Raw genomic sequence first — 23,408 nt, 5'->3', positions numbered from 1 at the left:
CTCATTCCATCTTCAGTAAGTGAATATTCGACTCTCGGCGGTACTTCAGCATATACAGTCCTTTCTACAAGGCCATCTTCTTCCATTTCTCTTAGCTGCTGTGTAAGCACCTTTTGACTTATAGAATTTATTGATTTTTTCAACTCTCCAAATCTTTTAGTTCCATTAATAAGGTCTCTTAATATTAACACTTTCCACTTCCCACCTATAAGTAATAATGTTGTTTCAACGGAACAAGAGGGTAATTCTTTTTTCATAAATTGCACATACTTTCTTTTTTATATTTTAAGATAAAGAGTAAATATTTGGTGATTTGCACTTCAGCATCTATGTATTAAAATGCTAAAAAACTATTAGTTACTTTTTAAGTGTTATAGTACTTTGGGATACTTAATTATAATAGTATACTATTGAATTTATTATATAGCAACGCTCTTTGGAAATTTAATAATATTTATAATATAGCTATAATTAAAATGAAAGAGTTGTTAATTAGTACTTTATCTTTTGACATATCTTCGTTTTATCTTTAAGTTTATTATGTCGCAACATAAACCTGATTTTTAAAAATAGAACTACTTATAAACATGTAACAAAGTGACCAAAAGAAGAGCCACCACTTATTAAAATGATGACTCGTCCTGTGACTTATTTATTTAGGTTGTTTGGGCTGCATAGCAGATGCTTTCCTTGAATGTGCACGCTAAACTTCCAGCTGTTACCGAAAGTTACATTCTTGCTTTAGACCTTACACAACTGTAAGCACGATTTTGCCTTGAATGTGCCCGCGGGCAGCCCTCTCGTGCGCCTTGCGAGCATCAGCAAGTGGGAACGTACTGTCAATGGCAACACGTACTGTACCTAAATCAAGCAAGCGGCCAAATTCCGAGAGTTGCGAACCGTTCGAGTGAACTTGTAGCATGGAGATTGTTGCATCTAGCTTTGCAACTTCATCAGCATCAGCGGGACCAAAGAAAATCGTAAACAAAGCGCCGCCCTGCTTGAGTGTTCGCAAGAAACGACCGGTTGTGGGACCACCAAGGGCGTCGATAACGAGATCGGCGTCATGCACGACATTCTCAGGAAGGCTCTTGGTGTAGTCGATGAATTCGTCTGCACCAAGTTCGCGTAGGAACGTCTCATGCGCACCTGATGCCACTGCGATGACATTAGCCCCCTTCCATTTGGCCAGCTGTACGGCGAAATGTCCCACTCCGCCTCCAGCACCATTTATAAGCACAGTCTTGCCGCTGAGCGGCACTGGGCGATGCAGCGCCGGTTGAAGCGGGTTTGGTTCATTATGCCCAAGGTCAATCAAGTACTGCCATGCAGTGAGCCCTGACATCGGCGCCGCTGCTGCATGCACGTGATCGATGCCAGCAGGCTTGAGTGCTAGATCCGATGCAGGAGCAGCAACATACTCCGCATAAGCATTACTCCTATGTTTGGGAAAACGAACCATGCCAAAAACGTCGTCGCCTATGGAAAAGTCCTTCACATCCGCAGCTACAGCCTCGACAACTCCGGATATATCTGTCCCAGGAATGTAAGGTAAGGGTATAGTCGGCCTCATCTCGGGAGGAAGAATCTTCATCCCTTCACGCACGTACCAGTCGGGTGGATTGATGCCGATTGCGTGAACGCGAACGAGCACCTCGCCTGCCTTAAGTTCAGGACGCGGCACGTCCTCGTAACGTAGCACATCAGGACCACCGAACTCATGGAAGCGAATTGCCTTCATAGTGTTCGCCGAAATATCTTTCTCATTTTGAATTGTAGTAATCATCAAATTTCCTCCTATTTTCTTAATCTTTGAGCACTGTATCACTTACATATTGTTTGCTTTTGATGTATAGTGTTATTATAGTTTTATAGGTAAGATAATAACAAGTACGCATAATTTTGTGCCTTAAAATCGGAGGTATTACTGATGACAGATCAACAAGGAAACAAGATAATTTATTACAAAGACGAATGTCACATTATTGACGCTCTTGAAATCATTGGTGGAAAGTGGAGACTGCCTATCTTGTTCGTTATATACCGTACAAAAAGCATTAGATATAATGAACTTAAGCGAAATATACCTGGAATAACTAATATTATGCTAACCCGTTCCTTGCAGTCTTTGGAAGAACATGGTCTTGTGAAAAGAAAGGAATTTAATAAGATTCCTCCTCATGTGGAATATTCTTTGACGGATATTTGTAAATATTTAGAGCCTGCTTATGAAGTTTTAAATGAGCTGGGTAAAAAAATGTCAGAGCAACATTCGGATAAGATATAGCTAATCGTCCAATGGAAGGCTTTTGGGGCATTCTAAAATCTGAAAGGATATATGAAATAAAATATATTAGTTCATATCTAGGTAATAAATAATTATTTGAAATTAAAATAGATAAATTAAATTATTGAGTGCCATCTTCATTTAAAATATGATTATGATAATAATCTATAGCAATATCAACTATGGTACTGACACATACATTAATATCTGGATGAATGCTCTTTAATTCATTTATTTTTCTTATGGTGGAACTTCTAAGGGTGTAGCTTCTTTTAATATTTGGAGTCTCCCCATCAATGGCAGGAGTGGCACCATTAGGTAGTGGAGTTCTTCTATTATCAAATAAGTCTTTTGTAGGGTTTAAAGTATTTCTTATTTCTATGGAGTTAGTTATACTATTTTGAAAATTGCTGCTACTAGTTGAAGACGTATTAGCTTGAATATTATTTTTAGGATCTTCTTGAATAACAGCATTATTAGATTTACATTCAGAATTAGTTTGAATAGTATCAGAATCATCATCAAAAGAGAAGGAAGATATGCAGTCACCAGCTATAGGAGCTTCGCTAGTAAATCCATATACTTCACCTTCATCATATTCAAAATCATTTTTAGGAACCTTTGATGTTTTTCTTCTAGCCATAAATTATATACCCTCCTTAGCAGTATTTTTATGTATCCTCGTAAAAGATATATGGCTATTTATTAGAGATTCTAAAATTCTAAAGAATTTAGGAATATATATTTTTTAGAATTTTAGAATAAAAGAACTTAAGAATATAAGAATTTGCTTGTAAAATGAGGGCTAAGAGATTAGGCATACAAATTTAATCATGATTTTAATGTTATGTTACAGTATAAAACAGATATCAATAATAGCAGCTGCTAAATTTTAAAGCTGTAAATAACTTATTGGAGTGTGTTGTAAAAATGATTAAAGATGAATTTAAACTTAATTCAGAAGAATGCGAGATTTTTGATAAAAAGCAAATAGCTTTAGCAATTAGAAATGCTACTTTTAATGATGAACTTCAATGTTCTTTATTAGATGATGGGATATTAGATAATTGCCAAGGATGTAGCTTGAAATATATTTGTGATGGAATAGATAAAGTTGCTAATAGTTATGTAGAGAAAACTACAGAGGTTGTTAAGAATTTTAGTTTTGAATAAGGAATAAAAGAAATTAAATAATTAAATTTAGCAGATAAATTAAAAGGATGAAAATATATGTCTTTTTTCGATATATTCAAATCAGAATCCTCAAAAGTTGAAATTGAAAACTTAAAAACACAAGCTCTAAAAGCTAAGGAAATTATTATAAGTATTATTCCTTTTGTAGATACTAAAATCAAAGGATATAAAGGTAAAGTCCCAGAATTTATATAATATTCATAAGGAGTGTTATAAATAATTATTCCTTATGATATGATTTTATATAATATGGTACGCAGGAGGGAATTTATGAGTAAAAAGAATAAAACTATAATTAGCGTGTTAATAGCATTTTTAATATTAGTTATTGGTGTTTTCAAATTTAGTTTTAGTAGTGGATATAAAATATCTATTGAAAATAAGACTGATAAAACCATTGCTAATTTAGAATTAAAATACAAAAATGGTAATACTATAAAAACTATTTCACAAATAGAGCCTAAAAAATCATTGGAATATAATATTGATACTAATAGTATTCAAGGTGAAAATGCAATAATTTTAACATACAAGGACAACAAAGGTATTTCTTATGAAGAATCTGTAGTAGGGTACTTAGAAAAAAGGTTATAGTGGAAAATCTAATGTATTTATTAATGAAATTGATAATAATGGTAACTTCGGAATAGAGATTAAATAAACTAAGTGTAAAAAAGTATAGCATAAAAGATGTCATACTTTTTTATGATTTAATCAACAATTTAATCTAACAGAGTCTTATATTAATTAAACCTAAAAGTAAAAATTAATTATGCTTATAAGGAGGAGTTTTATGAGGGTTGTATTTTTAACACTGGGTAGTAGAGGCGATGTTCAGCCATATGCAGCTCTTGCTAAAGAACTTATAAAAACAGGCATGAGTCAATAATCTGTACAGGAGCAACTTTTAAAAATTTTGTACAGAAAAACGGTGTGGAATTTTATAAAGCAGAATCAGACTTAATGGCCATTCTTGAGAGCGATGAAGGGAGAGAAATATTTAACGGTGGGAGATATAATATCTTTAAGATGTTAAAATATGCCAAAGAAGTAATTAACCCAGCATATAGAAAGAGTATGGATGATTTTTTTGCAGCTTCGAAAGGATGCAATCTAATTATTTATCATCCAAAAGCATTAGGAGCAGTTGATATTGCAGAATATTTAAACATACCTTGCATTTGTATGCCACCAGTTCCAATAATATATCCAATTACAGAATTTCCAAACTTAGCGATATCTCCTAGTAAAAATTTTGGCTCTTTTATTAATAAGCTGACTTATAAAGTTAATTCTTTTGGTGAAGCATCTTACATGAAATATATTAACGATTTTAGAAGTAAATCACTTCATTTAAAGAAGAGAAAGGCTGGAGAGCTTTCATTTCAAGTAAACGGAAAAGATATTCCAGTAGTATATCCAATTAGTCCGTTTCTATTTAAGGAAGTGAAGAGTTGGAAGGATAGAGTTTTAATTTCTGGATTTTTCTTCTTAGATATAGATGAAAGTAGAATTGATGAAAGATTAAACGATTTCTTAGAGAATGGTAAAAAACCAATTGTTGTATCTTTTAGCAGCATGCCTCTAAAAAAGCCAATGGTGTTTAAAGAAAAGCTCATTAGAGCTTTGAAAGAAACTGATAATAGGGCTGTAATATTAATTGGAACAAGTGGAATGACATTTGAAAATGAAGAGAATATTTTTGCAGTAGAAAAAGCACCTCATAGACTTATATTTAGTAAAGCAAAGGGAATAATTCATCATGGAGGAATAGGTACTACAGCAGAAGCTCTTCTTAGTGGTGTACCTCAGTTAATAATTCCATTTACAGTGGATCAACCATTCTGGGCACATAGATTGTTTTCAAAAGGGTATTCAGTAGGTACTTTAAAAGAAAAAATCTAGAATCGGTTGATTTAATAAAGGCATTTAAGGGCATGGAAAATAAAGAATATATAAGAAATGCTAAAGAAATCAAAAATATTATTGAGTCTGAAAAAGGATTAGAAAATGCGGTGAAATATATAGAAAAAGTGTATAAATCATTTTGAAATAGAGATAAAATCTTTAATATTAAAGATGAATAAGTAAACCTTATTCATATTAGATTCAGATTAGAATTGAATTATAGCATAAATATAAATTGACTATATAGGAATATTAATGATAATATTTAGTAAGAAGTGTAAAGTTGGTTATAATTTAATAATAAAAAAAGATGAATAAATATAAGTGATTAAATTTGTATTTATTCAAGTTTTTTTATGATAATCAAAATATTACATAAAAATATTAAGGCGCAGATACTGTAAGATATTTTTAATCTTTGCAAAATTAATTATTATTAATTAAATGCTTAGACAAAATAACTTTTATAAAAGTGAAAGCTTTTAACAGTATATATTGCTCTTCGGAATTATGAAAAATTTATAACACAAAAAATTTAATGATAATTAAGTTCTATTTTTGTACTCAAAAGTTCATTGTATCTTTGCATATACAAGCTTCATCTTGAAGGAATATTGTGCCACTTAAGTGGACAGATTCTTCTAAGATACAAGTAAGGGAAGTTGTATTTCTATTAGAAGAACTTCAATTGAATCTTAGAATATATTTATGCACTTAGTTACAAGTTAGGAGATAAAATGATAAATAAAAGCAAAATAAAAAGCAAAGTAAAGATTATACCTCTAGGAGGGCTAGGGGAAATAGGAAAAAATTTAACTGTCTTTGAATATGAAGATGAGATAGTAATTATAGATTGTGGAATGTCGTTTCCGGATGAAGAACTTCTTGGAATTGACCTTGTACTTCCTGATATAACGTATTTACTAAGAAATAAGCATAAGATAAAGGGATTTTTTATAACTCATGGACATGAAGATCATATAGGTGGATTACCTTATGTTTTGAAGCAAATTAATGTTCCTATTTATGCTACAAAGTTAACTTTAGGGCTAATTGAAAGTAAATTAGAAGAGCATAATATTCTTAGTGATTGCACATTAAATATGGTTAAACCAGGTGATATAATAGAAACAGGCAATTTCAATATTGAATTTATTAGAACAAATCATAGTATAGCAGATAGTGTGTCAATTGCTTTGCATACACCTATAGGAATAATTGTTCATACTGGTGATTTTAAAATTGACTTTACTCCAATTGATGGAGAAATTATAGATTTGCAAAGATATGCACAGCTCGGAAAAAAAGGAGTACTGCTTTTAATGGCTGATAGTACTAATGCTACTCGTTCAGGTTATACAATGTCGGAAAAAACTGTAGGTGAAACTTTAAATAATCTATTTATTAAGGCAGATGGAAGAGTAATAGTAGCTACTTTCGCATCAAGTATTCATAGAGTGCAGCAGATTGCTAATGCTTCTATAAAAAATGGTAGGAAGATTGCATTTAGTGGAAGAAGTATGGAAAAAATATCTGAAGTTGCTATGTCACTAGGATATTTATTTATACCAGAAGAAATGATAATAGATTTAAATGACGTTAAAAAATATCCAGATAATAAAGTTACAATAATCACGACTGGAAGCCAAGGTGAGCCAATGGCAGCACTTACAAGAATAGCAGCAGGCAATCATAGGAGTATTCAACTAGAGAAGGGAGATACGGTTATCATATCATCAACACCAATACCAGGTAATAAAAAGGCTGTATCGAGTGTTGTCGATGATTTAACAGAAAAAGGTGCTAAGGTAATATACGAAGCAATAGAGGATATACATGTTTCAGGCCATGCTTGTGAGCAAGAGCTTAGATTAATTCAGGCACTATTAAAACCTAAATTTTTTGTACCAGTACATGGTGAATATAGGCATTTATTAAGTCATTCTAAGATTGCAGAAAATATGGGTATTAATAAATCTAATATTTTTATATTAGAAATAGGAGATGTATTAGAATTAGCTAGAAATAAAGCTGAAATAACTAACAAGGTACCAGCAGGTAGAGTTCTTATAGATGGCTTAGGTGTGGGTGATGTAGGTAATATTGTACTTCGAGATAGAAAAAACTTAGCAAAGGATGGTATTATAACAGTAGTTATTGTTATAAATAGAGAAAATAGAACCTTAATATCTGGTCCCGATATAATTACAAGAGGCTTTGTATATGTTAGAGATTCAGAAGACTTAATTAGAGAGATTAGAAGAATAGTTTTTAAAAGTGTAGAGAGATGTCTTGATAATGATGTAACTGGGTGGTCAGAAATTAAGGATGCTATAAGAAAAGAAGTAAATACTTATGTATATACAAAAATGAAAAGAAAACCTATGGTCTTGCCAGTAATTACTGAAATATAAAGCGTTGAATCAAAATACAGATTTTTTCCACTCATAAGTCCTTTTTCCATTGCGTAAAATACTATATTATATTGCATAAATATAGAAAACTAAAGACTGCTAACACTTTATCAGAAGTCTGAAGCCCAAAAGGGCTTGGATAATTAAAATATATTTATAATTGAATAGATAAAGTTGCTGATAGTTATATAGAGAAAACTACAGAGGTTGTTAACAATTTTAGTTTTGAATAGGTAAATGAAATATTTGTATTATATAAAGATAACAGCTCCAAGGATTAACCTTAGAGCTGTTACTCTTTTACCCTTAATAATACAATGAAATATTATTAAGGATTTTCATTAATATGTTTTTATTTCTTTGAATAGCAGAGAGTAACACATATTTTTAAAATAAGCATATTCCTTTACAGTGTAATTTTTATAGAATATAAAATCTATAAGTTCAACCTCCTCTTTATTTAAATTCTTAAGGGCTAATTTTAAATCCTCATAGTCACACATTTCATCATAAACTAATTTTTCTTTTGCCTCATCATCATTATCCTTGCATCTGGTAACTAAAGTTTCAATATAATTAAAATCCATATAAAACTCCATCTTCAATATAAGAGTTATGAATTAAAGTAATTATTTTACATATATTGTGTTTCGCATTAAATTTACCTCTATATATAGTATATATGGCTAGATTACATATAACTTATATAGGAGTATAAAAATAATTAGATTTATGTTGTTACTTAGGTTTTTAATATTGAAGTTCTTGGTTGTAGCATATAGCTTCTCTTTAAAGGTTATAGGCTAAAAGATAGGACTGTTCTCAAAAAATAATGAGAACAGTCCTATCATATTTATCAATTCAAATAACTATATCAATTTCACACTAAGTCCAAGAAACTACCAATTAAAAAAGTCAATTATATATTGGAATTTAATAAACTTGTCCACTTATTTTGTTCGTTATTTCTTTCCACCATAGTTTTTATATGTTTTATATACTGCGTTTGCATATTGATCAGCTAGGATTGGTCGACCATATGAGTCTGTGCAACCTGGATACCAGTTTGGACCTCCATTATAATGCAATAAACCATTATATACACCACCAAATTGATCAACCATCTCCTTTATAATCAATCCACCTAATGCTACCTGATCTTGAAGATTTCCATGATTATAAGTTCGTCCATATGTTGATTTAAACTTTGCTGCATATGCATTTCTTGTACTTGGTTCCACTTGCATTAATCCATCACCAGATGAGGGACTGCCAGATAAGCCTGCACCAAAATTGCTCTCTTTTTTTATAACTGCACATAATAATAATGCAAAATCTCCATTCTTACTAAATTTCTTATCTACATTATATGCATATTTCCATATGTTACTTGGAACTTCACTAGGCTTTGATACTGATGTCTCCGTTAGATTCGCAAGTTTTGCTGGATTTGTAGTTATTGTTGAATTTGTTGTTGCTGCCTTAGCAAGCATCGGCATTTCAGTTAATGTAAGTCCAATTACTAAAGTGAGAGCAACTAGTTTTTTTAATTTCTCGTGTTTCATAATACATCACTCCTTTAAATTTTAATGAAAATCCATAAGACACATTTACCCCATAGGGGAGAGTGCAACTCACAGGTATTTATTTCATGACTCTTTAGAGCCAAAAAATCATGTTAATACACTTACTTGTGATATAAAGATTTAATTTTGAAATTATTTTGATTAATAACCTCAAATTAAAACCTATATTATATAAATTCGAAAAGAGTAATTTTTTTCAGTGGGATAAATTTAGTTATTTTGCAATAAAATGTTTTTAGAGTCTAAATTAGTTTCGCATAATGTCTAGAATGGGAAGTTGATGTAATGGGATAAAAAGAATTAATATTAGAAGATGATTTAGGATAATGAATGGTGAACCAGTGCGGTTGAGCAAGGCTGTGTAATTTAAATGGTGGAAATCTATTCTGAAAAGATTAAGTCAAATCATTCAGTAGCGAGTCATGGAAATAAATAGGTAACTATTTATTTTAAGCGTTGACAGTTAGGTAGTAGGCTTGAATGTGAATGAGCCTCGTAATAAGTATAAATTGGGGAAGGCTGACGGTGTCGGTTCTCTGGAAAGCAATATTATAGTAGGTGATAATGACGAGTCTACTATAACTTCCTCGGGGTCAAAGAGCCAAGCATGCTATACAATGATTACATAGCAACTCAGGAGACCTTATCAGCGCTCAAAAAAATGAGTATAATAAACAACCGATAAAAAGGAAGAATATTAAAAGGTTGATGGGGAGTCGGATAATCTCATAGTACCAATGATAGTGGGTAATGCCAAAGTAGGGAAGGAGATTACATATTATTGTCTTAACTAAGGAAACATTAACTGCACACAGGAGTAGATGAATTAATGGAAACAAAATTACTTAAGATAGCAGAAATTGCTAGACAAAATCCAAAAGAAAAATTTACATCATTATATCACTATATTAATAAAGAAAGCACTTTTCAAGTGGTTAAATCGCAGAAGCCAAAAGCGAAGTTTTGATTTGGAGAAGTTTAAAATGTATATGAAGTACAATCCTTTACCTAAGCCTAAAATCAATGTAAATGTATATAGATAGCAAGTTCTGTAAAATAATATGAGGAGCCGTATGCCTTAATTGGGCACGTACGGATCTGAGAGGGGGAAAGTTCGTGAGAGCTTTCTCTACTTGACTACCATATATAAAATTCAAATTCATATTATTCATATAATTAGAAGTAAAACATCTATAGAAATATAGGTGTTTTTTAATTTTAGCTAGAATAAAATTGCGAAACAGGACCTAAAAACACAAATTAAAAATATGAATCTATTAATAAAAAACTATGGCGTTAAAATGGAGTTAAAAATAGAAAAATACCAACATCCGAACCTCTTCAAACGTTGGTATTTCTAACTTGGTGACCCATAGGAGAATCGAACTCCTGATTTCACCGTGAGAGGGTGGCGTCTTAACCGCTTGACCAATGGGCCTCACAACAAATATTATTTTACACTCATTTATCTATTATGTCAACAACTTTTTTGAATATATCCGTAAAAAAGGAAAGAGTTAGAGAAGAGTGCTTTAAATGTAAAAATGATTTGTTACATTTTATACAAATCATAATTTTCTAAATATTTAAAAAACATACTTGTTTTTCGCTGAAAATCTGTTAAACTATTATATAGTTAGTAATTTAAATAGAGGTGTATATTGTAAAATATACTCATCGCTCCTCTTGTATGATTTTTTGATCATACGGAATTACGACTCCTTTTTAATATTTTGTGGGATATCCATTGAGATTTTATTGTTTATGAACAGTTTAATTTTGATGGGTATTATTTTTTATGGTAAATTACTATATTTTATAATAAATCCACATTTAGATCTCCAGTAGCTCAAATGCTTAATTAATATTAGAATGTAGAAAATTAATTGAAAGTTATGTTAACTAATAATTTTAAAAGCAAAAAGAGGATTGTCAAAATAAAATTTGATAATCCTCTTTTTAATTTATACTACAAGTTTAAGTTATATTCCTTGAAACTATTATTTTGAAATCCACTCTAATACAGCAGGATTTGCGCATGCTGAAGTTTCACCATCAATCTTTGTAACAAAAATAATATCTCCTCCATTAGCAACAGAGCTTACTTCATCAAATATTTCTTTTGCAGATAATGTATCTGTTTTTACAAAGAATCCTTCAGGCATAAATTGAGCCCATGAGCCTAAAGATTTAATTTTTCCGACTATATTAGCACCGCTATGTGCATGTTCATGAGAATGATCTTCTCCGCATCCACAGCTATCACCATGTTCATGAGAATGATCTTCTCCACATCCACAATCATCACCGTGTTCGTGATGATGGCCATGAGTATCGCTTAAAAAATATGTAATCATATATGCTGACATTATTATATCAATCCCTTCTAGCTTTTTTTATTTATATTAGGTTAACAAGTTATATTTAAATTATACAGTAATATTGATGGTTGTAAATTATTTCTTTGAAAATGTTAAATGTGGTGAGTATTTCAGTAAGTGGAATAGTTGACTTTTATTTAAATATAATTATTAGTGGGGTACTTGCAAAAAACAGATATTAATTCTATTTTTATGGCAATTAGAGAAGTGAAAATTTGATGAGAATTTTATTAATGTAGAAACAAAACTTGACATAACGCATATAACATAATAAAGCAGAATATTATATCATATTTAAAATTATTTTAAGTTAGAGAAATCTTTTAGTTAAAGGAGGGACAAGTATATGGATTTTGCACAGTATATAACACAAAATGCTCTGGTTTTGATTCCTGCTCTATATATTGTTGGTATGGTAATAAAAAATACAGAAAAAATTAACGATAAATATATTCCGATGATATTATTATTTCTAGGAATATTAGGGGCTGTTGGAATCATGGGCCCTAGTGTAGAATCAGTAATTCAAGGCATACTGGTAACGGGAGCTACAGTCTATACTAATCAACTAATAAAACAAAGCTGTAAGAAAGAATGAGGATTTTAATTTACCAGTAAAGATTTAATGACTACAATTTTATGGTTACCTTATTATATTAAAATTATTTTGAGGTTTATTGCTGACAAGCAGATACTGTCAACAATAAACCTCATTTTTAGTTGAATAAAATACAATAGTCCTATATAATTTAAAATACAATAAGAAATGATTTTTAGGTTCATATAAGGTTAAGTGTATATGATTAAAAGGGAAAGTGGTTAAAATCCACTACAGCCCCCGCTACTGTGATGGAAGACTAATCTCTAAAGTATATATAAAAGTGCTCATTAATTAAAAATTAGCTGCTTTTAAATAGTATACTAAAAAATCCACTGAGAAATTTTCTTGGGAAGGAAGAGAATTAGGATGAGGCCAAAGTCAGGAGACCTGCCTAGGAGTTTATAAAAATGCTATTCTTCGGAGGGAAGAAAACTTGCAAATAGCGGGATGTAGTAGAGTAGATTCTACATTCTTAATTTGTTATGTATTTCCTCCTTATCTAACGATAAAGGGGATTTTTATATATTCCAAATTATAAATCTTATGAAATATTTATAAATTTATTAAATTAAGGTCTTTTTAAGACAATTTTAGGAGGAAAATACATGAGGAAAGCTATTTTAGTAGTTAGTTTCGGAACAAGCCATTTAGATGCGCTTAAGAATTCAATTGAAAAGATTGAAAATAAAATCAAAGAGGAATTCAAAGATTATGAAGTTTTTAGAGCTTTTACAGCTCATTTTATAATAAAGAAATTAAAGGCAAATGAAAATTTGGATATATTAACGCCAGAAGAAGCCCTAGAAGATTTGAAATCTAGAGGATTTGAAGAAGTTATAGTGCAGCCGCTTCATATAATTCCAGGAGAAGAATTTGATTACATCAAAGGTGTTGTGGAGCAAAGGAAAAATGATTTTAAAGATCTTAAGCTTGGAAGACCAATATTTTTTTATCAAGGAATGAATGGATTACCAGAAGATTATTCTTTATTTATTGAAAGTATTAAAGATGTTTTCAAAGGTGAAGAAAGTGTAATATTATTTGGTCATGGTACAGAACATCCATCTAATGCAGTCTATGGAATGCTGCAAACTGTTTTGGTAGATGAAGATTATGAGAATGTTTTTGTGGCAACAGTAGAAGGGTACCCAACAGTTGAAAATGTAGTAAAGAAGTTAAAGAAAAAAGGAATAAATAAGGCAAAACTTGTTCCTTTATTACTTGTGGCTGGTGATCATGTAAAGAATGATATGGCATCAGATGAAGATCATTCTTTAAAGACTAGGCTTCAAAAAGAAGGAATTGAAGTGAAGTTACATATGCACGGACTTGGAGAGCTTGATAAATTTGATGGACTCTATATAAATAGAATTTATGACTCAATTGAGAATAAATATATAAACGCTGGAAGGACTAAAAAACTTAGATAGTTCAATTTTTATAGTTGCAAAATTCTTTGCAGGTATTTAGGCAGAGTTAAAAAGTCTTGTTAGTACAGAAAGGAAAATAATATGAGGTCTATAATTATATCTTCGAATTGCAGCGGAGGAGGAAAAACTACTTTTACTCTTGGGCTTATGAAAGTACTTAAAAGTAGAAATTTTCATGTACAAGGTTATAAGGTAGGACCGGATTATATAGATACAGCATTTCATAAAGCAGTCACAGGGATAGCTTCAAGAAATCTTGATACTTTCTTAATGGGAGAAGAAGGTGTGAAAAAAAGTTTTCAAAAAGGTTCTGGAAATATTGGTATAATAGAAGGTGTTATGGGATTATATGACGGAATTGGAGCAAGTGAAAAAGGTTCCACTTATCATGTCTCAAAACTTTTAGGAAATATGCCGATAGTGCTAGTATTGTCTCCTAAGGGGCAAAGTGCAAGCATATGTGCTGAAATTAGCGGTTTTAAAAATTATAAGGATGCTAATATTGTTGGAGTCGTATTAAATTCTGTAAGTGAAAAGTATTATAATTTATTAAAGTATGCAATAGAAAAAAATTGTAATATAAAAGTTTTTGGATATATTCCTAAAACTCCAGAAATAGCAGTAAGCAGCAGGCATTTAGGGCTTGTTCAGAGTATGGAAATCCTTAATCTTGAAGAAAAATTAGATATATGTGCAAATTTAATGGAAAAGTATGTAGATATAGATGGAATTATAAATGCAACTCAGGAGTATAAAATAAGTACAGATGGTGATCTTAATAATTCATTTAAAGAAGATAATAAACAAAAAAGTTTTGAAAGTTTAAAAGAAGAATCTAAAAATAGAAATTTTAAAATAGGAGTGGCTTTAGATAAGGCGTTCAGTTTCTATTATAAAGATAATTTGGAAGCTTTAGAAAACTTGGGCGAGGTTGTTTATTTTAGTCCAATCAATGATAAAGAATTGCCACAAAACTTAGATTTTTTATATATAGGTGGAGGATATCCAGAAGTATTTAAAAAGGAATTAGAAAACAATTATTCTATGCGAAAAAGCATTAAAGAAGCTTTAGATAGCGGCTTGAGATGTTATGCAGAATGCGGTGGACTTATGTATCTTACAGAATCAATAGATGGATCAGAAATGGTTGGTTTTTTCCATGGCAATAGCACAATGACTAATAAGCTTCAGAATTTTGGTTACTGTAAGGTTAAAATAGATAACAAGTGTTTTAATAATAAGGGCTTAGAAGATAATGAATTTGAAGTTAATGCCCATGAATTTCATAAGTCAAAGGTAGATTTAGATGAGGATAATGTATATGAAGTAGAAAAAACTTTATATAATGGGGAAGTATTAAAGTGGAAATGTGGATACTTTAAAAATAATACATTAGGAGGATATGCCCATATAAACTTTCTTGGAAATGAAGAATTATTAAAAGCGTTGGTTAACTATTAATCAATTTATTAAACTTGGAAAGAGGTGAGCTTGGTGAGGTGTTTGTTAAACCCCTCGCTAAAAATATATGGAATATTTAAAAAATCCTATGGGAATTGAAGAAAAAAGTTTTGAGATTATTGGTAATGAAATGGGGTCGCACTCATTTAGTGAAGAAGAACTGCTTATAGTTAAAAGAACTATTCACACTACTGCAGACTTTGAATATAAAGATTTGGTAGAAATAAGTGAAACAGCAATTGAAACTGCAAAAGGTATTTTTAAACAAGGTGCAAAAATCTATACGGATACTAATATGGCTTTAAACGGAATTAATAAAATGGCGTTAGCTAAAACTAATAGTGAAGTTATCTGTTATGTGAATGAAGAAGTAGTTCATAAAGAAGCAAAGGAAAAAAATATTACTAGAAGCATGGCTGCAGTGGAAAAAGCTTGTATGGATAATGTAGATATATTCGTTTTTGGTAATGCACCAACAGCTCTTTTTAGGCTTAAAGAGTTAATAAAAGAAGGAAAGGCAAAACCAAAGCTTATAATTGCGGCGCCAGTAGGGTTTGTTGGAGCTGCAGAAAGCAAGGAAAATATGGATGAGCTTAATATACCTTACATAAGAATTAAAGGAAGAAAAGGTGGAAGTACTGTTGCAGCAGCAATAATAAATGCCCTTATGTACATGGTGGTTTCAAGATAATTGAATTTATTAGATTAAAGATAGTCAAAAAGTTAATGATGTCAGGAGGTGATTTTTATGTTTGAAATGTACGTTGATGTAGATGGAAAAAGGTTAAGATGTGGATATACAACAGGTTCTTGTAGTGCTGGGGCAGCAAAAGCAGCAACAATCATCTTGTTTAATAAAGAGAAAAATCTTAATGAAATAGAGATTGCAACTCCTAAAGGAATTGATGTAACGATGCCTATAGAATCAATAGAAAAATTTGATGATTATGTTGAGTGTACTATTTTAAAAGATGGTGGAGATGATCCTGATAACACTCATGGAATAGAAATAAAGGCCATGGTTAAAAAGATCAAACCAATAGATAATAAAATATTTCAAGATGAAGACTTGCAAAAGTTTGATAGTGTTTTAGTTGAAGATAGCAGAGCAGAAAAAGAAGATGAGTTAGAAAGAGTAGTGCTTAAAGGTGGAACGGGAGTTGGAATTGTCACTAAGGAAGGGCTTTTTATTCCTAAAGGACAAGCGGCTATTAACCCTGTTCCTAGAAAAATGATAAAAGAAGAAGTATTAAAAGTGTTACCGACTGGAGAAAGAGTTGAAGTTATAATTTCAGTGCCTCAAGGAGAAAAAGTAGCAAAAAAGACTTTTAATCCTAGACTTGGGATTGTAGGCGGGATTTCTATTCTTGGGACAACAGGAATCGTATATCCTATGTCAGAAGATGCACTTAAAGCTTCCATAAAGATAGAAATTACCCAAAAAGCAATAAATAATGAAAGATTAGTTTTAACTTTCGGAAATTTAGGCGATAATTATTGTAAGGAACTTGGGTTTAAAGAGGAAGAAGTGGTAACATGTTCAAATTTTATAGGATTTGCATTAGAGACTTGTGTTTCATGTAAAGTTAAGTCTATTATAATAGTTGGACATATAGGAAAGATGAGTAAAATAGCTTATGGATGCTTTAATACCCACAGTAAGGTCAATGGAGTGAGGCTTGAAGTTATTGCATTAGAACTTGCACTTCTTGGATATGATATGTCACTTGTAAAAAGAGTGCTTGAGGAAAAGACATGCGAAGGTGCAGTTAAAATGCTTGGAGATGGATATGACAAACTCTATGAGAACATTGGAAATAAAATAGTTCAAAAAATCAAAGAGCATGTTTATGGAGAGCTAGAAGTTGACGCTGTAATGTATTATGGCGCATCAAATCCGATTTTATTATGGAAGTCCATTAAGGATAATTAATAATAAAGTTCAATATAAATTTTAGGATAATTCATTATATTATGGATTGTGTAAAATATTTTAGGGATTAATATTAAAAAGTTAATTAAGCTTTCATAGGGGGACACAAAAATGATTTATATTGTAGGGCTTGGTCCTGGACACAGGGATTATATTATGCCTAAGGCCTTGGAAATCTTAAAAAAATCTAATATAATAATAGGCTTTAAAAGAGCATTGGATTCCTTAGAGTTTGTAGATAATAAAAAAATATATATAAATAAGCTAAGTGATATTAACGAATATATATGTGGTGACAAAAATAGAAGTATGATTATTTCAATTGTTGCATCTGGTGATCCAACTTTTTATGGGATAACAAATTATATAAAAAGTAAAGCAACTTTAGAATTTCAAGTAATACCAGGAATAAGTTCTTTTCAATATCTGACATGTAAATTGAATATGTCATGGAATAATGCATACCTAGGAAGTTTACATGGAAGGAAAGAAGACTTTTTGACTGTGGTTAATAATCACGACTTAAGCATTTGGCTTACAGATAAAGAGAATAATCCTGCTATGTTATGTGAAATTTTGCATAAAGAAAAAGTTAGATGTAAAGTTGCAATAGGAGAAAATTTATCCTATGAAGATGAGATTATAACTAATGGGACGCCAGAAGAATTTATGAATAAAAAATATGATTCACTGAGTGTGTTTATAGTAGATAGAACAAGTCGATAGAACTTATAATGATTTTTGTGTGACGTTGACGTTTGATTAATACCTGAAATAGAGGAGGAAATTTTCATGGTTTTTATAAAAGATGAAGAGTTTATTAGAGGAAACTGCCCAATGACAAAGGAAGACATAAGAATACTTTCAATTGCGAAAATGAACTTAACAGATAATTCTTTAGTACTAGATGTTGGAAGTGGTACAGGGAGTATTACAGTTCAGGCTGCTAAAATTGCAAAAAACGGTAAGGTGCTTGCAATAGAAAAAAATTATGAAGCATATGAAATTACAGAAACTAATGTGGAAAAGTTTGAATGTGATAATGTAAAGATTTTAAATAAAGAAGCAAGTAGAGTACTGGATACTTTGATTTTTCAAGGTTTAAAATTTGATTCCATCTTCATTGGAGGAAGCAGTGGACATTTAGAGGAGATATTACTTAAGGTAAATGCAATCGTAGTAAAAAAAGGCACGATAGTTATGAATTTTATTACCTTAGACAATGCATACAGAGCAATTGAGGTCATGAAGAAACTAGATTATAAAATTGAAATTTCGTTAGTTAATATAAGTAAAAACCGTGAAGATACTTTAATGATGATAGCTAATAATCCAATATATATAATTCAATGTATAAGGAATTAAGTATAATTTAATAGAGATTTTTAAGATAAAATAATACATAGTTGTTATAAATAAAATTGTATAAATAAATATAATATGATATCGGTAACTAGAATTAAAATAATAATATATACATATGTAGTTACTTAGGAAGAGAGGAATTATAAAATGGCAACATTATACGGAATAGGTGTAGGACCTGGAGATACTGAACTTTTAACTGTAAAGGCAGTAAGAACAATAGAAAGGTGTCAAGTTGTAGTTGCACCATCTGCTACTGAAGGTGGGGAAAGCATTGCGCTTGAAACAGCTAGAGAATATATAAAACCAGGTACCGAAGTTATTGTAAAGCATTTTCCAATGGGGAAGAAAGATAGAGTAATAAAAGCATTGGAGGCTTATGAATTTATAGAAGCAAGGCTTAAAGAAGGAAAGGATGTTGCATTTTTAACTATTGGAGATCCGTATATTTACAGTACATATAGTCATATGTTAAAGCATGTTAGAGATTGTGGATTTGATGTTCAAACAATTCCTGGAATAACATCTTTTTGCGCGGCTGGGAGCTTAGTTAATAGGACTTTAGTTGTAGGTGATGAGAAGCTAGTGGTTATGCCGGCTACTAAAGTGAAAGAAATAACAGATGAAAAGTTTGTTGTAATAATGAAAGTATACAAGCATGAAGAAGAAGTTATAAATACATTAGAGGAAAAAGGCTTTGATTATGTTTATGCAAGTCGAGTTGGTAGAGAGGGCGAGACTGTTTTAACTGAAAGAGAAGAAATACTAAAACTTAGAGATTATATGTCTTTAATAATAGCAAACAGGGAATAAATATAATAAAATATTAGTTAATTTAATATTAAAAAAGGAGTGTTTTAAGCATGATTTATTTTATAGGGGCAGGTCCTGGAGCAGCTGATTTAATAACAGTTAGAGGTCGTGATTTATTAGAAAGAGCAGATGTAGTAATATATGCTGGTTCTTTAGTTTCAAAAGAACATTTAGAATATTGCAGACCAGACGTTCAAATCTATAATTCTGCTAATATGACTTTAGAGGATGTAATGGAAATAATGACAATGGAAGAACAAATGGGAAAACTGGTTGTAAGGCTACATACAGGTGATCCATCAATTTATGGAGCTATAAGGGAGCAAATGGTTGAACTTGACAGGGTTAGTATACCTTATGAAGTCGTTCCAGGTGTAAGTTCATTTACAGGTGCAGCAGCTGCTATAAATAGAGAATTTACTTTACCAGGAGTATCACAAACTGTCATTTTAACTAGGATTGAGGGAAGAACTCCTGTTCCAGCAAATGAGGATCTTGAAACATTGGCATCTATTGGAGCATCAATGGCTATATTTTTATCTATTTCAATGATAGACAAAGTTGTTGAGAAACTTAGAAAAGGGTATAAAAAGAATGTTTCAATAGCTGTAGTTGAAAGAGCTACATGGCCTGATCAAAGAGTAATTATGGGAACTCTTGATGATATAGCAGAAAAAGTTAAGGAAAATAATATTACTAAATGTGCACAAATATTAGTTGGAGATTTTATTGATAGCGATTTTGAAAAAAGCTTGTTATATGATAAAAGTTTTTCGCATATGTTCAGAGACGCTGAGGATACAAGTAATGAATCTAAATAATGAAGAACTGTCTAAAAAGTCCGAAAGTGAGGCGATAAATTCACTTAGTAAAGATATAAGTATAATTTGTCCATCACCTAAAGGAAAAGAGATAGCATTGAAGCTTAAAGAAAGCTTTAATGGAAGATTATATATAAAAGAAAATAATCCATCACAAGATCAGATTAATAATTGGAAGTCAGAAATAAACACTTTTGCATATGCTGAAGATTTCAGTTTAAAGACTATTACGAAAGAAGCTATGAATAATTCAGAAGGTATTATATTCATATCTTCAACAGGAATTGCAGTAAGAGCAATAGCTCCATTTCTTGAAGGTAAGGATAAGGATCCAGGAATTGTAGTAGTTGATCTATCATGTAAATATGCAATAAATATATTAAGTGGACATTTAGGTGGAGGCAATGAGCTTACTTATAAGGTATCAGAAATATTAAATTCTATGCCTATCATAACCACTGCAAGCGATAATTTAGGGCTGATTGCCCCGGACATTCTAGCCAAAGAAAATAATTTGATTATTGAAGATTTAAAAAAGGCTAAATATATGGCGGCGCTTTTAATTGATAAAAAAATAATTGGAATTAAAGATGATTATAATATAATTAAAATCAGTAATGGATACGAAAAGATACAGTGCTTAAGAGAGGATTGTATTTGGATAACTCATTGTTTAAAAAGTAGTAACAATGAAGATGTTGAAAAAACTGATTATTCTAGGATACTTAGACTTATAAAAAAAGATATAGTTTTAGGTATCGGTTGTAGGAAAGGCACAACTTATGAAAAATTATATGACTTTGTAAATGCAAATTTAATAAAATATAATTTAGATATAAGAGCAGTGTCATGTATTGTTTCGGTAGATATTAAAGCTAATGAAGAAGGTATTATAAAATTAGCGAAAAAAATTAATTGTCCATTCAAAACTTTTAGCAAAGATGAAATAAAAACCGTTCAAGATAAATATGATAAAAGTGAATTTGTATTTAAAACACTTGGAATAACTGGGGTCTGTGAGCCTTCTGTTGATCTTGCAGGTGCAGAGGTTATTATAAGCAAAATAAAGCATGAAGGTATGACATTAGCTATAGGGGTACTTAAAAACATGCTGGAATAAGTTCTAAAATCAATCCTTTATGTTTATGTATTGGAAAAGTATGCTATAATATAGCTAATGAAGCATTTATTTTAAAAAGTAGGGGAGAAGAGAATATGACGATTTTGGACATGCTAAATAAAATGAATGAGAATAATAAATTAATGACTAAATCATTGGAAATTATTAAAGACAATTATACAAGTTTAGTAAATGATAATTATGAATTGACTCTTGATGAAAATAGAGAATTAAGTGTAAAGATTCCTAGTCTTGAAAGAAGAAATGAATATGTATATAAAAGTGTGGCTGAGTATCCTTATCCATTAATTATGTGCATGAGAATCTTAGAAAGTAGTAATGTTGAAAGATATAACTATATGTTGTCTAAATTCATGGATTTATATAGAGATAAGTTGGATTTGTTATTTAAGGATGTACATATCGTTGATACATTAAAGGCGAAAATAGTAAAAACTAAAGATAGAATAGATTACGTAACATATTATTCAATAGCTACAGGAGCTATTGGTGCAGTATTATTAATTATATTCAATTTTACTAATAATGTAAAAAATGCCATTACAATAGGAATTATAGTTTTTTTTATTCTTGCATTATTCATGCAGATTACAAAAGAAAACCAAGTGAAAAAGATAGTTGATGCATATATAAGTTTAATAAAAACAGAATGGTATCAAAAAGAATTAAATAAGCAATATACATACCTTTGCAATTTTATAGAATAATATAAATTCATTTTCATTAACTAAATATCCTATACAAAAAAACTTACTAAAAATTTATTTAGTAAGTTTTTTTTGTATTTAGGAAATTATAATATAATTAAATCAGCGGATAACGTTTATATTAATCTATTTTACTAGGGTTAAATACTATAAAAGAATAAAAAATGTCATTTACTATGCTTAAATATTTTTTCTTAAAGATGATGATTCAACAAATACAAATTTATCTGGTCTATGACGAGATTCTGTATATTCAAAAAGTTTACCGGAATCAGTATAAGCATATGTTTTTACGACAGCAACACAATCATATGTACCTAAATCTAAAAATCTTTTATCCAATTCTGTTGCATGTTCAACAACAATAATCTTTTTTGAAGCAAGAATTTTTGTATTTAAATCTTTTTCAATATATTCATACACGGAATTTTGAGCAATTTCTATAGTCAAATCTTTTGCTACATCAGCACTAAAATAATTTACATCAAGAATAATTGGTTCATTATCATAAAATCTTATTCTATGAAGGTGATATACTTCAGTATCTAGTTTTAAAGCAGTTATTCTTGATAAGGATTCATCTATAGTTATTTTTGAGAAATGCACAACACTGGTAGTGAATTTCTTTTTTGTATGTAATTCTTGTAATCCGAGTAGATTACCAATAGGAAGTTCTATTGATTCTCTGCTTTCTAGTATGATTACGCCCTTTCCTTTGACGCTTTTAACATATCCATCTTTACTCAGTTCATTAATTGCTCTTCTAACAGTATTTCTACTACATTCGAATTTGTCAACTAATTCCATTTCGGTTGGAAGCATCATAGAATTATCATACTTACCACTATCTATATTGCTTTTTAATATGTGATATATATCTTTGAATTTTACATTAGGCAAAGTTAACACTCCCTTAAGTTATCTTGGGGTATATATGCTGCAATTGGATTTCTACATCTTATACTTAATTGAGCGTTTATCCAACTAGAATTTTAAATGCAGATTTATCATTGGAGCACATATAAAATATTTGTACCTTTATAGGATTCGATGAATATATTATACTTTATTTTTTTTAATAAGTTAACTAAATAATTAAAATAATAAGGCGATAAATTACTTAGTGTAATTTATTACTATAAGATAATGTCAGGTACTTCAATACCTAAATAATTTGCATTGTACACAAATAACACTATATAGATAACAAATTTTAAAACTGAATTTGTATGGTAACTTACCTAAATCATAAATATTTTTGTTATGAAAAGCTATGAAAATATATTTATGATTTCTAGTAAAGATATGAATTTGAAACTTTAATAGATTTGTAAATTTAAACTTGATTTGAGAGTTATTAAAATGA

General features: G+C 30.3%; 26 protein-coding genes, 1 tRNA gene, 1 pseudogene and 1 riboswitch. Of the genes and pseudogenes, 20 read left to right on the top strand and 8 right to left on the bottom strand.

Translation table 11 applies throughout. From position 1 onward, the window contains the following. Nucleotides 1-257: helix-turn-helix domain-containing protein (locus tag L3B96_RS21180; RefSeq protein ID WP_077831823.1), on the bottom strand; the 257-nt coding region annotated here is incomplete at its 3' end. Between the two features lie 491 nt (nt 258-748). After that, nucleotides 749-1,786 (bottom strand): NADP-dependent oxidoreductase, encoded by a 1,038-nt coding sequence (locus tag L3B96_RS21175; protein WP_238948490.1) that lies wholly within the window; start codon nt 1,784-1,786, stop codon nt 749-751. Between the two features lie 144 nt (nt 1,787-1,930). Between L3B96_RS21175 and L3B96_RS21170 the strand changes: the two genes are divergently transcribed. Continuing rightward, on the top strand, nt 1,931-2,287 hold the full coding sequence (locus L3B96_RS21170; RefSeq protein WP_077831821.1) for a helix-turn-helix domain-containing protein: 357 nt from the start codon (nt 1,931-1,933) through the stop codon (nt 2,285-2,287). A gap of 121 nt (nt 2,288-2,408) precedes the next feature. Here L3B96_RS21170 and L3B96_RS21165 read toward each other — a convergent pair whose 3' ends face one another. Next, nucleotides 2,409-2,930 (bottom strand): hypothetical protein, encoded by a 522-nt coding sequence (locus L3B96_RS21165; RefSeq protein ID WP_238948489.1) that lies wholly within the window; start codon nt 2,928-2,930, stop codon nt 2,409-2,411. A gap of 287 nt (nt 2,931-3,217) precedes the next feature. On the opposite strand from L3B96_RS21165, the gene L3B96_RS21160 reads away from it, so the two are divergent. From L3B96_RS21160 to L3B96_RS21135, 6 genes are all read left to right on the top strand, one after another. Further along, nucleotides 3,218-3,460, top strand: a complete 243-nt coding sequence (locus tag L3B96_RS21160) for a hypothetical protein (protein WP_236898325.1) — start codon at nt 3,218-3,220, stop codon at nt 3,458-3,460. A gap of 57 nt (nt 3,461-3,517) precedes the next feature. After that, nucleotides 3,518-3,676: a hypothetical protein gene (locus tag L3B96_RS21155; protein WP_173706885.1), complete on the top strand. Its 159-nt coding sequence runs from the start codon at nt 3,518-3,520 to the stop codon at nt 3,674-3,676. 75 nt (nt 3,677-3,751) lie between these two features. After that, complete coding sequence (locus tag L3B96_RS21150; RefSeq protein WP_238948488.1) at nt 3,752-4,075, top strand: hypothetical protein; 324 nt, start codon at nt 3,752-3,754, stop codon at nt 4,073-4,075. A 199-nt stretch (nt 4,076-4,274) separates the two neighbouring features. After that, on the top strand, nt 4,275-4,370 hold the full coding sequence (locus tag L3B96_RS21145; protein WP_238948487.1) for a glycosyltransferase: 96 nt from the start codon (nt 4,275-4,277) through the stop codon (nt 4,368-4,370). Between the two features lie 44 nt (nt 4,371-4,414). Beyond that, complete coding sequence (locus tag L3B96_RS21140; RefSeq protein ID WP_238948486.1) at nt 4,415-5,386, top strand: glycosyltransferase; 972 nt, start codon at nt 4,415-4,417, stop codon at nt 5,384-5,386. A gap of 740 nt (nt 5,387-6,126) precedes the next feature. After that, a complete protein-coding gene (locus L3B96_RS21135; protein WP_077831707.1) occupies nt 6,127-7,803 on the top strand; it encodes a ribonuclease J in 1,677 nt (558 codons plus the stop codon). A gap of 306 nt (nt 7,804-8,109) precedes the next feature. On the opposite strand, the pseudogene L3B96_RS21130 reads toward L3B96_RS21135, so the two are convergent. Both L3B96_RS21130 and L3B96_RS21125 read right to left on the bottom strand, forming a co-directional pair. Next, a pseudogene (locus tag L3B96_RS21130) lies at nt 8,110-8,390 on the bottom strand (hypothetical protein). A 375-nt stretch (nt 8,391-8,765) separates the two neighbouring features. Beyond that, entirely contained in the window at nt 8,766-9,368 is a 603-nt protein-coding gene (locus tag L3B96_RS21125) for a transglycosylase SLT domain-containing protein (protein WP_017210342.1), read from the bottom strand. 503 nt (nt 9,369-9,871) lie between these two features. Between L3B96_RS21125 and L3B96_RS21120 the strand changes: the two genes are divergently transcribed. Both L3B96_RS21120 and L3B96_RS21115 read left to right on the top strand, forming a co-directional pair. Then, nucleotides 9,872-10,018 carry a hypothetical protein gene (locus L3B96_RS21120; RefSeq protein WP_155268553.1) on the top strand — a complete coding sequence of 49 codons (147 nt, stop codon included), beginning with the start codon at nt 9,872-9,874 and terminating at the stop codon, nt 10,016-10,018. 200 nt (nt 10,019-10,218) lie between these two features. After that, on the top strand, nt 10,219-10,356 hold the full coding sequence (locus tag L3B96_RS21115; protein ID WP_173706884.1) for a hypothetical protein: 138 nt from the start codon (nt 10,219-10,221) through the stop codon (nt 10,354-10,356). 396 nt (nt 10,357-10,752) lie between these two features. Here the strand turns inward: L3B96_RS21115 and L3B96_RS21110 are convergent. Both L3B96_RS21110 and L3B96_RS21105 read right to left on the bottom strand, forming a co-directional pair. Next, nucleotides 10,753-10,827: transfer RNA gene (locus tag L3B96_RS21110), tRNA-Glu, on the bottom strand. 562 nt (nt 10,828-11,389) lie between these two features. Next, nucleotides 11,390-11,758, bottom strand: coding sequence for a hypothetical protein (locus tag L3B96_RS21105; RefSeq protein ID WP_012058523.1), 369 nt, complete (start codon nt 11,756-11,758; stop codon nt 11,390-11,392). 358 nt (nt 11,759-12,116) lie between these two features. Here L3B96_RS21105 and L3B96_RS21100 point away from each other — a divergent pair, with 358 nt between their 5' ends. The 11 genes from L3B96_RS21100 to L3B96_RS21050 all read left to right on the top strand — a co-directional run bounded on the left by L3B96_RS21100 (nt 12,117) and on the right by L3B96_RS21050 (nt 22,042). Then, nucleotides 12,117-12,368 (top strand): phage holin family protein, encoded by a 252-nt coding sequence (locus tag L3B96_RS21100; RefSeq protein WP_017209339.1) that lies wholly within the window; start codon nt 12,117-12,119, stop codon nt 12,366-12,368. A gap of 160 nt (nt 12,369-12,528) precedes the next feature. Continuing rightward, nucleotides 12,529-12,781, top strand: a riboswitch (cobalamin riboswitch). Between the two features lie 195 nt (nt 12,782-12,976). Beyond that, nucleotides 12,977-13,801 carry a sirohydrochlorin cobaltochelatase gene (locus tag L3B96_RS21095; protein ID WP_238948485.1) on the top strand — a complete coding sequence of 275 codons (825 nt, stop codon included), beginning with the start codon at nt 12,977-12,979 and terminating at the stop codon, nt 13,799-13,801. Nucleotides 13,802-13,882: 81 nt separating this feature from the next. After that, nucleotides 13,883-15,262: a cobyrinate a,c-diamide synthase gene (locus L3B96_RS21090; protein WP_238948484.1), complete on the top strand. Its 1,380-nt coding sequence runs from the start codon at nt 13,883-13,885 to the stop codon at nt 15,260-15,262. Nucleotides 15,263-15,329: 67 nt separating this feature from the next. Further along, complete coding sequence (locus L3B96_RS21085) at nt 15,330-15,953, top strand: precorrin-8X methylmutase (RefSeq protein WP_238948483.1); 624 nt, start codon at nt 15,330-15,332, stop codon at nt 15,951-15,953. Nucleotides 15,954-16,010: 57 nt separating this feature from the next. Then, the gene (cbiD, locus tag L3B96_RS21080) at nt 16,011-17,195 is read left to right on the top strand and encodes a cobalt-precorrin-5B (C(1))-methyltransferase CbiD (RefSeq protein ID WP_238948482.1); all 1,185 of its coding nucleotides are present in this window, start codon (nt 16,011-16,013) and stop codon (nt 17,193-17,195) included. A gap of 111 nt (nt 17,196-17,306) precedes the next feature. Then, complete coding sequence (gene cbiE, locus L3B96_RS21075; protein WP_238948481.1) at nt 17,307-17,921, top strand: precorrin-6y C5,15-methyltransferase (decarboxylating) subunit CbiE; 615 nt, start codon at nt 17,307-17,309, stop codon at nt 17,919-17,921. 66 nt (nt 17,922-17,987) lie between these two features. Continuing rightward, nucleotides 17,988-18,560: a precorrin-6Y C5,15-methyltransferase (decarboxylating) subunit CbiT gene (gene cbiT, locus L3B96_RS21070; RefSeq protein WP_012058530.1), complete on the top strand. Its 573-nt coding sequence runs from the start codon at nt 17,988-17,990 to the stop codon at nt 18,558-18,560. A 147-nt stretch (nt 18,561-18,707) separates the two neighbouring features. After that, on the top strand, nt 18,708-19,373 hold the full coding sequence (locus L3B96_RS21065) for a cobalt-factor II C(20)-methyltransferase (protein ID WP_012058531.1): 666 nt from the start codon (nt 18,708-18,710) through the stop codon (nt 19,371-19,373). Between the two features lie 50 nt (nt 19,374-19,423). Next, the gene (gene cobM, locus L3B96_RS21060) at nt 19,424-20,194 is read left to right on the top strand and encodes a precorrin-4 C(11)-methyltransferase (RefSeq protein WP_041897259.1); all 771 of its coding nucleotides are present in this window, start codon (nt 19,424-19,426) and stop codon (nt 20,192-20,194) included. Next, nucleotides 20,181-21,314: a cobalt-precorrin 5A hydrolase gene (gene cbiG, locus L3B96_RS21055; protein ID WP_238948480.1), complete on the top strand. Its 1,134-nt coding sequence runs from the start codon at nt 20,181-20,183 to the stop codon at nt 21,312-21,314. The genes cobM and cbiG overlap by 14 nt, the downstream gene beginning before the upstream one ends. 95 nt (nt 21,315-21,409) lie before the next feature. Beyond that, nucleotides 21,410-22,042 (top strand): hypothetical protein, encoded by a 633-nt coding sequence (locus L3B96_RS21050; RefSeq protein WP_238948479.1) that lies wholly within the window; start codon nt 21,410-21,412, stop codon nt 22,040-22,042. A gap of 180 nt (nt 22,043-22,222) precedes the next feature. Here the strand turns inward: L3B96_RS21050 and L3B96_RS21045 are convergent, their stop codons facing one another. After that, on the bottom strand, nt 22,223-22,951 hold the full coding sequence (locus L3B96_RS21045; protein ID WP_238948478.1) for a UTRA domain-containing protein: 729 nt from the start codon (nt 22,949-22,951) through the stop codon (nt 22,223-22,225). Between the last annotated feature and the right edge of the window lie 457 nt (nt 22,952-23,408).

Origin of the sequence: Clostridium sp. YIM B02569 (assembly GCF_022320765.1) — a bacterium.
GTDB classification, from domain to species: Bacteria; Bacillota; Clostridia; order Clostridiales; family Clostridiaceae; genus Clostridium; species Clostridium beijerinckii.
Note: the sequence above shows the minus strand (reverse complement) of the source record. Positions and strands in the feature narration are given on the sequence as shown.